The organism is Bacillus sp. SRB3LM (assembly GCF_015712745.1).
GTDB lineage: Bacteria > Bacillota > Bacilli > Bacillales > Bacillaceae_G > Bacillus_A > Bacillus_A thuringiensis_K.
Window position 1 is genome coordinate 439,669 of sequence record NZ_VWVQ01000008.1, and the last position, 15,069, is coordinate 454,737.

Genomic DNA, 15,069 nt, shown 5'->3' on the forward strand with positions numbered 1-15,069 from the left:
AATTGTTTAACTGTTCTTTGAAAACTTAATGACTCTAAAGGAGCTGTAAGAAATGATATTGAAACGATCGTATCAAGCACTACTACTCATCACGAGTGTACTCTTATTGGTGATGAGTTTCTTCATTCCTCTCAACAAAGCAAGTGCCGAGATAATCAATCATGAAAAGTACAACATGGATTGGGCATATTCTCCACAGTATGGGAAAGAGGTGCGGACAGAACTACTCAAGAATGCAAGTGGTCAAATAGCTTATTGCCTGGTATACGGCCTGAAATCGCCTAATGGTCAAGACCTTCCTGAGAGCGGACGAACAAACGATATTGTGTACCGTGTCTTGTTAAATGGATACCCACAAAAGAGTCCAGAAGAATTAGGGGTTTCCACTTGGGAACAGGCGCATTATTCGACACAGCTGGCCTTATGGAATTCATTAGGGCAAATCAATACGGCAGAATTACAATTTAAAGATGCAGCTGTTGAAAAAGCAACGAAAGCAATCATTCATGCAGCGGATCAGAGTCAAGACACACAAGATGTATACATGAATGTAGTTCCAACAGATAAGAAAGAAGCACAGCTAAACGGCGAATATTTTGAAACTACAACATATACAGTACAAACAAACGCGAAAAAAGGTACTTTCAAGGTACAAATGAACAATGCGCCACAAGGTACACGTGTTGTTACAGAACAAGGTGAAGCCAAAGAAATGTTCCTGATAGGAGAAAAATTCCGTATTCAAGTACCGAAATCCTCTAAGAGTAACGAACTATCCTTAAAAGTTGTTTCAAATCTAACGAATTACAATGCGATTGCATATAAGGGAACTGAAACCATCCAGGATGCAACGGTTTTGTTAGAACGTAGTACAGAGCAAGTAAGTACAGACTTACAAGTGTACTGGAAAGCAAATGGTTCACTCAAAGTAATGAAAGTGGATGAGAACAAAAAGCCACTTCCAGGTGCAGTGTTTACAGTCTTAAATAGCGGTCAAGAAGTTATGGGAACGATTACAGCTAATGAGAACGGTGTAGCCGAACTTGGTAACTTAGAGCTAGGTACGTACACGGTTAAAGAAGTAAAAGCACCTACAGGGTATGTTTTAGATGCAAATCCTAAAACATTTGAAGTAAAAACAGGTGAAGTTGCTGTTGTTGAAATGAAGAATGAACAAATCAAAGGAAATGTACAGCTTTTGAAAGTAGATCAAGATGGTAAGAAGAAATTGGAAGGCGCAGTATTTATCCTTGCGGATGCAAAAGGGAATGCAATACATGAGTACACAACAGATAAAGATGGCCTAATCAAAGTTGATAATTTGAAGTATGGGGAGTATCAATTTATCGAAAAATCTTCTCCAGTGGGCTACATCTTAGTTAAAGAACCAATTCCTTTCAGCATTAAGGAAAATGGAAAGAAAATCGAATTAATCGCAAAAAATACAAAAGCAAAAGGAACGATTGAAATTACAAAAGTAGATGTAGCAGATGGGAATAACAAATTGCCAAGTGCAGAGTTTACAATTTACGATGAACAAGGCACTTTAGTAGTCAAAGGCAAAACAAACGAGCAAGGAATTGCGAAATTTGAGAAGCTTCCAGCAGGGGCATATACGTATAAAGAAACTCTCGCCCTAGACAGCTACCTAATTAACGAAGAGACATTCTCTTTTAATATCAAAGAAGATGGTCAAATTATCAAACATACAGTACAAGATAAGAAAAAAGAAATTCCACCAACACCAGAAAAACCACAACCAGAAAAGCCAGAATATCCTCAACCACAACCGGAGAACACACCACAGGTGATTGAAAAGCCTGTAACAACACCAGAGAAACCACACATCATTGAAAAACAACCAGAACAACTAAAACAAATCAAAGAACAACCGAAGAAAGTAGAAAGTCATTTGCCAACAACAGGCGGTAAAGCGGAAAATCCATATTGGAAATGGATCGGGGCTACACTTGTAGTTCTAGGCGGTATCGCAGCTGTTCATGCAATTAGAAAACGTAAAGAACCAAAAGCAAAAATATAAAAACACTCTCAACTGATAAGGGAGGGCGGGATATAATGTGCGTGTTTGATGTACATTATCAGATTGATGGGATCAAATACAAAAAATCGTATTTGCTAGCATTACCTGAAGATGGGTTTCAGTTGCGAAACAATATACAACATGTTCTATTTCAAGATCACCAACAAGCAGTTACAATCCTTTCTACAGATTTAGAAGATCTATTTTTAGAAGAAGAGTAAAGAGAGAAAGAATGGAAACGTAAAAAGGCATAAAAATATAGAATATTTCTATTTAACGATATAAAAAGATAAATAAATAAAAGGAGGATTTCTCATGAAATCAATTAAGCACATGCGAAGCAAACGTGGTTTTTATATCGGTAGATTGAGTCAACAAATGGCAAATCAAGCGAATCATTCAAAAAATTCATCTGAATTGGCTGGAATTACAGGAAGAGGGATGGCATTTTCAAGTTTTTTAATGACATTAGCTGGTCATCAAAAAGGGATGAAACTGATTGATCCAAAATCCAATTTCCATAAACATTTTCACAAGTGATAACAAGTTTAGTTTAGGAAGGATGCTCTTTCATAAGAGCATCCTCCATCAAAAAAAAGAGGAACAGAAACCATGTATACCAATCGGCATGAATGCTGGGAATTATTTTGGAAAGAACAACTCACGGTAGAAGATGAGTTGGATGTAGAACAAATGAAACAAGAACTCTTTGAATATAAAACATTGCTAGATCAGATGAATCAACTCCAACACGCATCCGCACAACCTCACATTTTAGTCCAATTAGCGATAGAACAACGTATACAAAAACACCAACAAAAAGTAGTAGCGCTTGCTTAGTCCATATAAGAAATGAGGTGGAAAAGTGGCACGTAGTAAGTTTGATAAAGAACTTGAAAACATGCTTGAAAAGAACTGGAAACCGCTTCTTGTTTTAGGGGGTGCGGGCTTTGTCTGGTACTCCAAAGAAAAAATATTGGCGGAAATCATGAAATATGTACCAACAGCAATTGATGTAACAGTTAGTATATGCCGCCTGATCTTGTTAGGAATCTTAATCTATACAATAATCCGCATCGTCCTACATTACTTGTATGTATATTTTGAGAAAAAGCGATATCAATACGTGATGTTTATCCCGCATATCGATGATGACGTGACAGCAGAAAAGTTGGGTCAAATGATTCGCCATGTGCATAATACAGGGCGAAAACCATTGGAACGTCTATGGAAAGGGCGAGAATGGTACCGAATGATCATGTTTCGTCCGGAAGGGACAAAAGAACGTGTGCGCTTCTATATTGGTGGTCCCAAAGATGAATTAAAGCGTGTTGTGCAAGCGATGAGAAGTGTGTATGAACATGCTGAAGTCTACGGAGTTTCTCGTAATGAAGTGCCTTTCCCATCTAAAAAAGCAGTAGGTGGACGAATGGTACTCAAACGAAAACGAGCAGCCACGTTATCACTCGCTCGTTACAAGAAAGACCTGTTACCGATGCTGGGAAACGCAATGGAAGAAAAAACATGGGTAGACATCGCCTTTTCACCAGACAATGGATATCACCTTACAAAAGGGATTCGTAAAGCGGAAAAAGCACTCAAAAAGAAACATGAATTAGACACATTCGAAAAAGAGGAAATCAGAGCATTGAATAAACGTTTCTCAAATAACGAAGTGGCATTTCAGGTATCTGTTTCCTTTGCAAGTGAACATTATCCTGGTGTACCAGTCATTAAAAATATTGGTCATATGGTAGCAAGTATCATGGCTGATGTAAATGAGTTACGGTACAGACGCCTCAAGCGTTGCATGCCCACCGTACCAAATCCGATATATGGAAAGATGGTATGGACCAGTTCAGAACTTTTGAACGTGTTTCACCTTCCAGATGTGACAGGAGATAAAGAAAAGAAGGCAGAACAACGCATTCTTTATTTAGATAAAGGGGAGGCAATGCTGCCAAACGATATGTTGGCGGAAGGAATCGCAATTGGTCACGTCATGCATCCCTATATTAAAGATCGATTAGTAAGAATTAAAGAGAAGTATTTAAGCAACCACGGCTATATCACAGGAAAAGTAGGGAAAGGGAAAAGTTCCTTAGTTATGGCTTTAATGCAGAGTCGTATTGATCGGTGGATTGAAAATCCAGATAAAGAAGGTGGGTTCTCATTATTTGATCCGGCACAAGATTTAGCACTTGTTACGATGAATCGTTTGTTAAAAGCAGAGCTTGACGGAAAAATAGTAGATTGGAGCAAGGTTCATTTTATACGCTTTCGGGATACCAAATATCCTCCAGCACTTAATTTACTCCATAGATTTCCAGATGAAGCAGGAGATGAGGTGCAGGCAGTCGTTGAATCTATTATGGAAATTATTAAAACTGTGATTCCAGGGCAAGCGCCGCAAACCGAAAGGTTGCTAGAAAACATAATAGGAACATTGTTATCCGATACCTCACGCATACACACGATTTTGAGTGTCCCACTGTTTATTACAGATGAAGCATTTCGCAGACATGTTTTGAATCATGTAAAAGGGCCACAGAAACAGTACTACATGAACTACTGGGAATTTGAGGTGGAGAACGCATTAGAAGACAGTAAACAGGCGATATTGAACCGTTTAGATATGTTTCGGAATACATCTTACCTCAAGAGAATGTTTGGTCAAACAGACTGTTTTTTAAATATTCGAAAATGGATGGATCAAGGTCATATCGTTATTTTTGATGTTCTAGGAATGGGCAAGAAAGATTTAGCTGTGACAGGTGCATATATTGCCAATCAATATCATCGTATTGCACAGAAACGGCCAATTGGATCTAAACTACATCTTATGCTTATCGACGAAGCACACGATTTTAAAATACCGATTCTTAGCAAAGTTGTAGCAAAAGACCGTAAGCATGGATTAGGACTTTGGATCTTAACGCAACGAGTAGAGGGGCAATTAGACCCGGATTTAAACGAAGCATTACGAGAAGCGGGTGGTAATTTCTTTGTATGTGGTCAAGGGATGAGATCAGCAAGAATTTTGGAAGGTGTTATGCAAAATAAGTTCAGAGCGGATTATTTGCAAGGTCTACCCAACTTAGTAGCGGCGATTCAAACACAAGAGAAGCTGGAAGGAGATACAGAAGAACGAAACGTTTGGTGTACCGTTCGAATCCCTCCACTAAATCGGTATTTACCTAACGGTAATGTAGCTGATTATCTAAAAAAAGAAGAAACACAAGCCGCAAATGATTGGACCAAATCAAAAATTACAGAATTGGAACAGCATAGTGGCAAATCGGCAGAGGAAATTGATAAAGAAATTGATGAGTTTTTATATACAAAAGCTAAATATCTTACGCCAAAAAATGAAACTACAAAAGCACCAGATCGACAAGAGAAACAGGCACCTGTCAACCTAGAAAAGGAATCAAAAGTGAAACTTGTAGTGGTGGGTTCAAATGAAGAACGTCCAGCACGTAAGAAAAGAAAAAGTATGTTCGACGACTGGTAAAAGGGGTAATTGTTATGAAGGTAGTGGCTTTATTAGAAGAAGACGAACAAGTTTTAGTAAATATATATACGCACCTTTTTGTCGATGTGGAGTACGTCACGATGCGTCATTACGATGGATATAACAAACGCTCTGTATATAATCGTCTCCGTAAGTTAGAGTTGGCGAGTTACATTAAAAGTGAATACTTGCCAGTACCAACTATAAGAGGACAAAAGCGATCAAATGTTAGACCTAAGAAGGTGTATACATTAACCAAAAAAGGAGTAGATACCGTACGTGACTTGCGAGGAGATGTGAGGTGGAAAGCCAAATGGTCTGTACGTGCACCGCATTTTGTCTATCACAGTATCATGTTGGCTCATGTAGAGTGTGCGATGACCCATGCGTCTAAGAAGCAAGATTCGAGGATATTAAGAGAGTGGATTAGTGAGGTGCTTGGCACATTTAAATATACGAACAGTAGAAAAAAATCAAAAAAGGAGGGGGCTGGCATTATTCGACCTGATGGAGTAGCGATCATTGGGAATAAAAGAAACGTTTCGGCAAATGGCATTCTCTTCTTAGAAATGGAGCGCTCTTTTAGTACAAAAGAGGTGCTCATAGAGAAAATAACTCGTTATAACGAATTTATGAGACAACAAAAGATGGATGAATACGAAAAACACGCAGGGATTTCTTACCCTGTCGGGCAGTGTTCCCTTACTTTTATCGCTGGAAGTAAAAACAGAGAAAATGAGATAATGCGCTATTTAAAAGGTGTTGAAAGTCCAGAAATTCCAGTGTTTATTACATTATACGAAGACATACTACAAAATCCATTTGGCGAGATCTTCCGCGATATTGAAGAAATGGATGAAAAAGTGGGGTTATAAGATCGTGTTTAAATTTATTATTTCGTTTGTTGCAAGCATCATCACATTAGTTGTTTTCTCAGATTGGATTTTTGCAAGAGTACCAGGATCACGTGCGGCCTGGGAAGCAATCCAAAGTAAAGTAATGGAAACTTACTATACCCAAGGATGGGAAGGGGTACTGATTTTGGGAGTCGTTGCAGTTGGTGTATATAAAATGGTGGATCGATAGAGGTGAAAATTAAGATGGATATGCATCCAATTACGCTTGTAAAGTGTTTAGGACTAGGGATATGTTTATATTCGCTTTTAGGGGTACTTATTTGTGCCAAGCGAAAACAGTGGGAAGGCTGCATGAAATTCTTAGGGTGTGGCTTTTGTCTTGAGTGAAGGAATTGTAGAGGTTGCAAAGTATATTGGTGGTCCCATCGCATTTGGTGGTGGATCTTAACGAATAAAGGGGTGAGGGATTGTGCCGATTATTGGTTTGAATCCTGATTACATGCAAGGAAATTATCTAGTGGAGAGCATTGTAATAAGTATTTTACTACTCGTTGCAATTGTCCGTTTGGTTCAGCTGAAAAAATGGGGGATGTGTACGTTAAGTTTTGGTGTATGGCTATTCCTACTCATTGTAATGTTTTTTGGGAAAGAACTAGCGAATATAGGACCAATTATAGGTGGTCCAATCAATCCAGGGTTTTAACAGCTAAGAAAAAGTTTATAGGATTTGGTCATGTTCCAAAAAATCGTAAAAAGAAAGGATGGAACGACATGTTTATCTATAAGGAAATATACGAACGAGGGAATTTGGAAGAGGCAGATTGCCGGTTTATCGATCAGGTTTGCAGTCAGCTCGATTGCGGGGAAAGTTATGATATTTGTTTATCTATGACAGATACGTATCTACAGAAAATTTTGGTGATGGGAAATGGAAAGATACTTGAAATAGAGATTGGCCTACATCTAGACGAATTGGAATGGAAATGTGATTGTAAAGAACTCACAAAAGAAAAAGCAATTTCAGAAGTGGAATATGAATTAAGTTGTTACAACAATTTTCAACAAGCACGAATGGAGAAAGGTTCGGGGTTTAAAAAAGAGGTGGAGAGCTTTCTTGAACTGTTAAAAGAAAGGGAGAGTGCATGATGGAAAGCGTCCTGGAAGTGAATTGTGAGGAAGGGAGGAACTGTTTATGTGGAAGAAGATAAGGAACTGGTTTCAAAAAACCAAAAATGGAAAAGAAGGTGAACCACGTAAGGCATTACGTGTTCCCTCTTATAGAGGTAGATTGATAGGGAAATGGCTTTTTTGGGGGTTATTAGCCTGGATGTTTTTCGTTTCCTGTACCACAGTCTTCAAAACGATGAAGGCAGACGCAAAAGTAACGCCGCAAACAGAAACAAAACAAGTGGTGCCTGAGCAAAACCTTGCGACACGCCCAGAAGCGATTGAATTTGCACGTTTATTTACAAAAGAGTACTTTACCTGGAAGAGGGGAGAGGAAGATCTTAGAAAGCGTGCAGAGCGTTTGAAAATATATCTATCCAAAGATGTAGACTCACAAGCTGGTGTAGAAACGAATGCTTTACAATGGGATTCAGAATTTCTTGCCGCAACACTTTTAAAAGTGGATGACAAGAAGCAAAAAGAAGCCAACGTGATCTTTAAAGTGAAATATAAATTACACCGCATGAAACCGGATAACAGTGGGGAAGAGGTCAAAGAAGTGATGCAACAAGTTTCCATCCCAGTTCAAACAGATGGGAAAGCATTTGTCGTAAATCGGTTACCACAGGTTGTGAAAATCAATGAGAAAGCAACGGTAAAAGAAACAGAAGATGAACGAGAAGAAGTGAAAGATGTGAAGGCAAAAACAGAGATTCGTGAGTTTTTACCAACATTTTTCAAATCGTATACAACCGCAACGCAAAAAGAACTGGCATATGTACTTGAGAATCCAGAAATTAAAGGTTTAGAAGGCAGCATGAAGTTAGATAAGATCATTTCTTCCAAAGTATATCCAGGAAAAACAAAAGGAACATATGAGGTGCAAGCAGAGGTATTGCTAATTGATGCACATTCGGAAACAAAAATGAAGGCTGCTTATACCTTGGTTGTGAAACAAACTGGAAAGCAATTTGTTGTGACAGACTTACAAAATTAAGGAAACGAGAGGGGAATGTATATGTTAGATATTATGAATTATTTCATGCTAGGAATGGGTTTAGAGGGAGTATTTGAAGAAGCGAAAACGCAAGGAACTTACGCACTATACATTGTGTTTATCGGAATTGGTGTTTACTTAGGATTTAAGCGTGCTTGGACATTATTCGCATCTTTAGTTGTAGGAGGCGGGGCATTGGTGTTCTTTATTAATAAACCGGATGCATTGAAAGCCATCGGAACATTCCTCGGTGGACTTGTCGGTCTGTAAGAAAAAGGAGGGAACCGCATGCAAGAACCAAAACAAAATGGAATTGTATCATATTGTTTCGGAAGCTATATGAGTTTCATGAGAAGACAATATGAGCTCATGGGGAAAAGACTTCCTCGCGCTGTGACGTGGCGCGCAATGGGATACTTTGTAGTGGTAGAAGCGGTGCTAGTAGCGCTCCGCTTCCTCCCCCCTTTTACATGGTGGCTCAGTGATATCATTGATCAATTTTATCTCGTATACTACATTGTTCTCCCTATTTTTCTTATCTGGGGTGTGGACCAATACAAAACAGATGACAAATCCCTTTTTTCTTATGTACGATCTTGTACGACATTTACATTTCGAAATCATCGAAGAAGTCGTTTAGCTTCTATCCCCAAATTAACCAAACATGTTGTGCGAGGAACAACGTTCATACAGTATCAACCGGAAGATGTTCAAAGTACGCAACAAATAGATCAAAAGAACACAGATATACATGCCTATTCAGTAACATTTTTAAATCAAGAGGAGGAATGTAAGAATGTTGAAAAGTATGAAACGCAATCCGCTGAAACACATTGAAAAGAATTTGGCATTTAGTATAGATGGTCGCTGTTCCTCGGTATATGAAGTAAACGGATTTGGATATGATCACAAAGATGAAAGTACAAAAAAAGCGTATTACCGCAATCAACTCGCTTTATTTACCCACCAAGAATACGATGTACAATTTCTTGTCATTCCCCGGACAACAGATTGTGATGAAATTATCGATCAGCACATTGCAACGTTAAAAGGACCGACAGCACCAACAGGACATTTCTTTTTTGAACAAGTGAAAAAGTACCTTCGGAACTCATCGCTCGCAAAAGAAAGCATGGAGTACCGCTTTTACGTACTGGTTCAGATGAACCAAGCAAAAAAGGAACGGAAAATGATCAATCCTGTCGTAGAATCTATGAAATTCTTCAAAAAAACATGGGAGGGCTTCACACAAACAGCGCACAACGTTTCAGGATTAGGGGCGACAGATATTTTAGAAGAGGAAATCGAATCGTATTTAGAAACAGAAGAACTTGTTTATCATCAAGTACGTAGCGCTTTTCAAAATACAAAACGTGCCAATCCAACCTCTATTCGTTTTCTCTTCCAACATAACTTTACACGCGGTATGACAGAACCGGTCCACGATAAACAATGGAAAGTGGGCTCCACACTTGAAATGGAAAACGAACAAGGAGAAACAGTACGGGTGAGGCGACCAGACTTACAGAAGATGATTCAGTTAACAGATTGTGTTATTGATGAAAGTCCAGGACGTTCTCTGGTGCTGGAACAACAGAATGAACAGGGAGAAATAGAAACAGCGCATGTAGCCTTTCTAGCTATGAAAAGTATGCCAGAAGCATCTGTTTTCCCAGGGGGAGAGTGGATTTATAGACTGCAATCTCAAACTTTGAAATTCCCTGTTGAAATGAGTATTCGTGCACATCACTTAGAAAATCAAATGGTCACGAAAAAATTAACAAATAGTGAAATGGAATTAGAAGATCAGCAAAAACAAGCGATGATGGGACGCGGTTCAAAGGATATGACGATTGAGAGAAAAAGGCAAGGCGTTCGTATTGTCAAAGATCGTTTTGAGACTTCAGGTGCTCCAGGATATGAATTAAGCGTCTTGTTTTGTGTGTACGCTCATGATGCGAAGACATTGCAAACGAGAATCGAAGCACTTAAAACGGAATATAGAAAAATGAAAATAGAACTGGTAAATTCATTTGGAGATCAACTCGCTTACTTTTATGAATTTCTACCAGGTTCCAAACGATACAACAAAGATTTTAAATTGTTTGTAGAACCAGGCATACTCGCACAAGGGATGTTTGGTGCTACAACACAAATCGGGGACAATCAAGGTTTCTACTTTGCAAAAACCAAAAAATTAAATCGCCCTGTCTTTATTCGGCCAGACTTGGCAGCCAAAGCACTTGAATACATCATTACAGAGTTTGAGAGTCTATCCGTCATGTTTGCGGGGCAAACCGGGAAAGGAAAGTCGTTCCTCATGAACTTGTTAGCCTTTTGGATTGTCCTTAGCGGAGGTAGAGCATTCATCGTAGATCCTAAGGGGGACAGGGGAAAATGGAGCAAGTTATTACCAGGATTTAATAAACCTGAGATGGGATTTTTAGAAATTTGGACACTTGGAAAGGAAAAAGAAGATGCAGGGTGTTTGGATCCATTCCGAATTAGTGCCACAACAGAAGATGCGAAGAGCTTGGCGCTCGAAGTTTTAACATCTTTATCAGAAGTCGGGTTAAATGATACAAGGTACGATTACTTATATAAAGCAATTGAAATTGTCGCAAAGGAAAAAGATGCTTGTTTAACATTAGTTCGTGTAGAGCTGGAAAAAATGAAATTACATGAAAATTTATTACCAACTGAGCGAGAACAATTAAATGCATTAACAAATCGATTGGCAACATTAGAAAGTATCCAGCTTGGGGATTTATTATTTGGGAAACCTGGTCAGAATTACCGTGTCATCAGCTTAGAAAGACCGTTGCAGGTGGTGCAGATTCAGCACTTACAGATTCCAAAAGGAGACCCGCATACAAATGAAAGTGTAACAGATAAGTTGTCACGTAGCATTTTAGTCACGCTTGGTGCATTCGCAAAATCGATGATGCATTCAGACCGTGAGGTATTTAAGATTTACATGTTAGATGAAGCATCCAGTATGTTAAAAAATCGTGAGGGTGGCCGTATCTCCGATAAAATTATTCGAGAAGGGCGTTATCATAACATGGGGTTGTATTCGGGAACACAAAACGCATCGGATTATAATTCGGAAAATAGAGAGATTGCGAACGTTGGAATGAAGTTCTGTTTTTCTCTGAAGCATGATGATGAGGCAAAGGAAATGCTGAAATATTATAACCTACCTATCACTGAAGAAAATGTGCGAATGCTTAGAGAGCTTAGAAGGGGCGAAGCATTGTTCCAGGACATTTACGGTAGAACAGCGATTGTAGATATTGATCCCGTATTCGAAGAATTGGCACATGCATTTGATTCCTCTACCAAAACCGATGAAGAACGTTCCATGCAAATGGCGTAAAGCGTAGTACAATACAGATAAAAGAATTCTAAATTATCTGTATATGGAGGATGGAAAAAATGAAAAAGACAAAATTCGTATCTGGAATGTGCGTGGCATGCATGTTAGTACTTGGTGGAATGTCTGGTTGTGGAACGAACGAAACAAAGAGTACAGTAAATCAACAAGAAAGCAAAAAGGAAAGAGAAATGAAAGAAGCGGATAAAGCCGCAATGGAGTATGTAAGAGCGTTTATTGATCTTGACTCAACGAAATTAGAATCGTTATTTTATAAACCATATAAATTCATGGAAGGTGGAAACTCACATCCAGGGGCAAATAAAGGTATAGAAGAAAGATATGATTTATATCGTTACGATTTAAAAGAAGGGAAAGATGAGTATTACTATCACGTAAAATATTATCACCCTGTTCAAGAGAGAAAACGAGTGATGGACTTGAAAATGGTAAAAGATAAGAAGGATGGTAAATGGAAAAATTATGAATGGGCATGGGAGGACAATTACAGTTTAGAGTCCATTGTTGGTAGTATGAAACCAACCCATGTTCATAAATGGGGGCAAAAGGAATGAAGAAATTACTTTCACTTTGCATGATGTTGGTATTTCTATTCATGCCGCTAGGGTCATCCGTTACCCTAGCGGAAGAAGAGAAAAAACAAGAGCAAACAGGGCAACGGATATCAGAAAACTTATTCAAAGGGTACACAGATGACGTGTATAAAGGAAAATATTACGAGGTGGATACAGAAGCACCTAAAAAAGATGAGAAAGGGGTCATAGAAAAAGTAGGTAGTTATTTCTTTGGAGAAGATAGTATAGGGCAAGACATTCAGCGTATGATTTATACGACTTGTCAATGGTTTGTGAATTTGGCTTTTAAGCTGAACATTATGCTAACGCAACTCACCATGTTTTTAGTAGATCAAGCGTTGAATTTAGATATTGTTTCAGGTGTAGCGGATAAATTAGCAGCATCCATGCAAAATATCTCTGGTATTGGTGAAGATGAAGAGGGGAATGTAAACTTTTTAAGCGGAGGGTTATTTCCATCTATCATTAGCTTGATGTGCGTATTATCAGGATGCTATGCAGCATATGTCTTTTTTATAAAGCGTCAGCCGACAGCGGGATTAAATGAACTGGTGAAAACAGTGTTAGTGATTGCATTTATTCTCGTCTTTATTGGAAATGCAGGTACTGTACTGAAAACTGCAAATACAATTAGTTCGGAAGTTAGTACAACGATTTTAGCGAAGGCAACAGGTACAGTCGCTGGAGAGCCAGGTCGCTCACAAAAACAGGCAATATCTTCAGTTAAGAAACAAATTTGGAGTATTTTAGTAGAAAGACCGTACTTATTTATGCAGTATGGGGAAGATTCAAAGGAGAAAATTGGTGCAGGACGTGTTGATGAATTATTAAAAACAGCACCAGGTAAAAATAGAAATAATATTGTAAAAGAGGAAGTAGAGAAAAAAGGTAATCAAATGATGAAATTAGATTCTGTAGGGGATCGAATCATCTTCACACTTATCTATTACATCGTGAACACATTTATAGGAATTCCTATTCTTGCATTCTGTTTACTAATTGTAGCTTTCCAATTATGGTTTCTTGTCATGAGTTTAATTGCACCAATTGTTTTAGCTGTAGCTTTATTACCAGGGCATCGTAAAGTCATTGAGAGCTGGGTAACACAATGGATTAGACCACTCGCATTAAAAGTCTTAATGTCTATTATGTTGGTTATTATTTTCACAGTATCAGAGTTATTGTATGTGTTACCAGAAGCAGGGCTTGCGGGATATGTATCAACAATGGTGTTCCAAATTATCGTGTTTATCTTATGTTATATCTTCCGTGACAGCATTACAGCATCCTTCAAGAAAACAAAAAACATTTATAGAACAGTGACAGATATCTCGCTGATGACAGAGAATTTTGCAAATCGCGGAAAAGAAATGGCAATGGATGTCGGTGGAGCAGTAAGTGAACGAGTTGGAGATCATTTTAACTCGGCAGCTGAACTAGTCGCAGCTGGTGAGCCAGAACCGATAGAAAAGGGAGAAACAAAAGAAGAGGAAGATAAGAAACCAAAACTCGCGAAAGTAGATGTTCCAGCCGATTTGTCAGCTTATGAGAAGAATGAAGAGAGCGAAGAAGACGAAGAAAATAGTAAAAGTAAACAACTCATTTCTTTACAAGATCATAGACAAGAAGAGCAAGAAGATCCAGAACAAAATGAACAGGATATGCCAGAGCAACAACTTGTACGATTGGATCCAGAAGAATTAGAAAAAGTATTGGAAACAGCTGAAGAAGCGGGAGTAATAGATACTGAAAATCAGGACCAAGATAGAGAATATGCGAGTTTAGGAGAATTTACAGATACAACACCACTAGAAGAGAATTTAGAGGAGTTACCACACTTAGATATTCCACAAGAACATATATCCGATGACATAGTACCCAATGATCCAGTAGCATTAGATAAAAATGTTATTCCAGAAATCATGCCAGAACAAATAGGCACTGAAGGAGTTATTTATCCGCAAGATACAGATATAGATGTCGAGTCAACTATACAAGGGAATATAACTGAAACATCTATCATTTCAGCACCAAGGGAAACAGCAACTATTCCAGATTTAATTCCAGCTGCAGTAAATCCAGATGGAGAAATTAGTTCAAAACAAGAAATCGGGATTCCGGTAACGCCATCAGAAATTGCAACTACAAATGTAGGTTCTATGGTGTCACAAGGTGTTATTGAAACGCCAATTGTATCTACACCAGCTGAAACCGTAACTATTCCAGGTTTAATCCCAGCAACCATAACCCCAGATGGAGAAATCCGCCCACAACAAGAAATCGGAGTTCCAGTACTGCCATCAGAAATTGCAACTTCAACTATTACAGCAAATACACACGTGGATGCTGTGCTACCACAAGATGTTATGGAAACACCTAGTGTATCGACACCAAATGAAACAGTAACTATTCCGGATGCTATAGCTGCTGGAAGTGAAGATTGGAACTTGCCAACACAGGAGCCGAAACAATTAAATCATCTAGACTCAATGGAAGACAAATAACATTCTAGAGGTGAGGG

15 protein-coding genes are annotated in these 15,069 nt (G+C 38.5%); all 15 read left to right on the top strand.

Annotation, left to right across the window (positions count from 1 at the left end):
* Positions 1-52: 52 nt before the first annotated feature.
* On the top strand, positions 53-2,041 hold the full coding sequence (locus F3I02_RS09255; RefSeq protein WP_196477472.1) for an MSCRAMM family protein: 1,989 nt from the start codon (positions 53-55) through the stop codon (positions 2,039-2,041).
* 35 nt (positions 2,042-2,076) lie between these two features.
* A complete protein-coding gene (locus tag F3I02_RS09260) occupies positions 2,077-2,262 on the top strand; it encodes a hypothetical protein (protein ID WP_078185327.1) in 186 nt (61 codons plus the stop codon).
* Between the two features lie 94 nt (positions 2,263-2,356).
* Entirely contained in the window at positions 2,357-2,581 is a 225-nt protein-coding gene (locus tag F3I02_RS09265) for a hypothetical protein (protein ID WP_196477473.1), read from the top strand.
* Positions 2,582-2,653: 72 nt separating this feature from the next.
* Complete coding sequence (locus F3I02_RS09270) at positions 2,654-2,881, top strand: hypothetical protein (protein ID WP_078185329.1); 228 nt, start codon at positions 2,654-2,656, stop codon at positions 2,879-2,881.
* A gap of 25 nt (positions 2,882-2,906) precedes the next feature.
* Complete coding sequence (locus F3I02_RS09275; RefSeq protein WP_196477474.1) at positions 2,907-5,555, top strand: ATP-binding protein; 2,649 nt, start codon at positions 2,907-2,909, stop codon at positions 5,553-5,555.
* Positions 5,556-5,569: 14 nt separating this feature from the next.
* Positions 5,570-6,430 (top strand): replication-relaxation family protein, encoded by an 861-nt coding sequence (locus tag F3I02_RS09280; protein WP_196477475.1) that lies wholly within the window; start codon positions 5,570-5,572, stop codon positions 6,428-6,430.
* A gap of 4 nt (positions 6,431-6,434) precedes the next feature.
* Complete coding sequence (locus tag F3I02_RS09285) at positions 6,435-6,641, top strand: hypothetical protein (protein WP_078185381.1); 207 nt, start codon at positions 6,435-6,437, stop codon at positions 6,639-6,641.
* 240 nt (positions 6,642-6,881) lie between these two features.
* Positions 6,882-7,115: a hypothetical protein gene (locus tag F3I02_RS09290; RefSeq protein ID WP_196477476.1), complete on the top strand. Its 234-nt coding sequence runs from the start codon at positions 6,882-6,884 to the stop codon at positions 7,113-7,115.
* Between the two features lie 68 nt (positions 7,116-7,183).
* Complete coding sequence (locus F3I02_RS09295) at positions 7,184-7,558, top strand: hypothetical protein (protein WP_196477477.1); 375 nt, start codon at positions 7,184-7,186, stop codon at positions 7,556-7,558.
* Between the two features lie 46 nt (positions 7,559-7,604).
* Complete coding sequence (locus tag F3I02_RS09300) at positions 7,605-8,576, top strand: conjugal transfer protein (RefSeq protein ID WP_196477478.1); 972 nt, start codon at positions 7,605-7,607, stop codon at positions 8,574-8,576.
* Between the two features lie 15 nt (positions 8,577-8,591).
* A complete protein-coding gene (locus F3I02_RS09305) occupies positions 8,592-8,846 on the top strand; it encodes a TcpD family membrane protein (RefSeq protein ID WP_371410145.1) in 255 nt (84 codons plus the stop codon).
* A gap of 18 nt (positions 8,847-8,864) precedes the next feature.
* Positions 8,865-9,413, top strand: a complete 549-nt coding sequence (locus F3I02_RS09310) for a TcpE family conjugal transfer membrane protein (RefSeq protein ID WP_196477479.1) — start codon at positions 8,865-8,867, stop codon at positions 9,411-9,413.
* Positions 9,373-11,955, top strand: a complete 2,583-nt coding sequence (locus tag F3I02_RS09315) for an ATP-binding protein (RefSeq protein WP_196477480.1) — start codon at positions 9,373-9,375, stop codon at positions 11,953-11,955. Before F3I02_RS09310 ends, F3I02_RS09315 begins: the two co-directional genes overlap by 41 nt.
* Before the next feature lie 59 nt (positions 11,956-12,014).
* On the top strand, positions 12,015-12,527 hold the full coding sequence (locus F3I02_RS09320; protein ID WP_196477481.1) for a hypothetical protein: 513 nt from the start codon (positions 12,015-12,017) through the stop codon (positions 12,525-12,527).
* Positions 12,524-15,052 (top strand): CD3337/EF1877 family mobilome membrane protein, encoded by a 2,529-nt coding sequence (locus F3I02_RS09325; RefSeq protein ID WP_196477482.1) that lies wholly within the window; start codon positions 12,524-12,526, stop codon positions 15,050-15,052. The genes F3I02_RS09320 and F3I02_RS09325 overlap by 4 nt, the downstream gene beginning before the upstream one ends.
* Positions 15,053-15,069: the final 17 nt, after the last annotated feature.

Bases quoted from the DNA above. Each gene is read 5' to 3' on its own strand.
- F3I02_RS09270 (WP_078185329.1), top strand. From the start codon at position 2,654: ATGTATACCAATCGGCATGAATGCTGGGAATTATTTTGGAAAGAACAA.
- F3I02_RS09295 (WP_196477477.1), top strand. From the start codon at position 7,184: ATGTTTATCTATAAGGAAATATACGAACGAGGGAATTTGGAAGAGGCA.
- F3I02_RS09255 (WP_196477472.1), top strand. From the start codon at position 53: ATGATATTGAAACGATCGTATCAAGCACTACTACTCATCACGAGTGTA.
- F3I02_RS09310 (WP_196477479.1), top strand. From the start codon at position 8,865: ATGCAAGAACCAAAACAAAATGGAATTGTATCATATTGTTTCGGAAGC.
- F3I02_RS09260 (WP_078185327.1), top strand. From the start codon at position 2,077: ATGTGCGTGTTTGATGTACATTATCAGATTGATGGGATCAAATACAAA.
- F3I02_RS09300 (WP_196477478.1), top strand. From the start codon at position 7,605: ATGTGGAAGAAGATAAGGAACTGGTTTCAAAAAACCAAAAATGGAAAA.
- F3I02_RS09265 (WP_196477473.1), top strand. From the start codon at position 2,357: ATGAAATCAATTAAGCACATGCGAAGCAAACGTGGTTTTTATATCGGT.
- F3I02_RS09280 (WP_196477475.1), top strand. From the start codon at position 5,570: ATGAAGGTAGTGGCTTTATTAGAAGAAGACGAACAAGTTTTAGTAAAT.
- F3I02_RS09320 (WP_196477481.1), top strand. From the start codon at position 12,015: ATGAAAAAGACAAAATTCGTATCTGGAATGTGCGTGGCATGCATGTTA.
- F3I02_RS09315 (WP_196477480.1), top strand. From the start codon at position 9,373: ATGTTGAAAAGTATGAAACGCAATCCGCTGAAACACATTGAAAAGAAT.
- F3I02_RS09325 (WP_196477482.1), top strand. From the start codon at position 12,524: ATGAAGAAATTACTTTCACTTTGCATGATGTTGGTATTTCTATTCATG.
- F3I02_RS09305 (WP_371410145.1), top strand. From the start codon at position 8,592: ATGTATATGTTAGATATTATGAATTATTTCATGCTAGGAATGGGTTTA.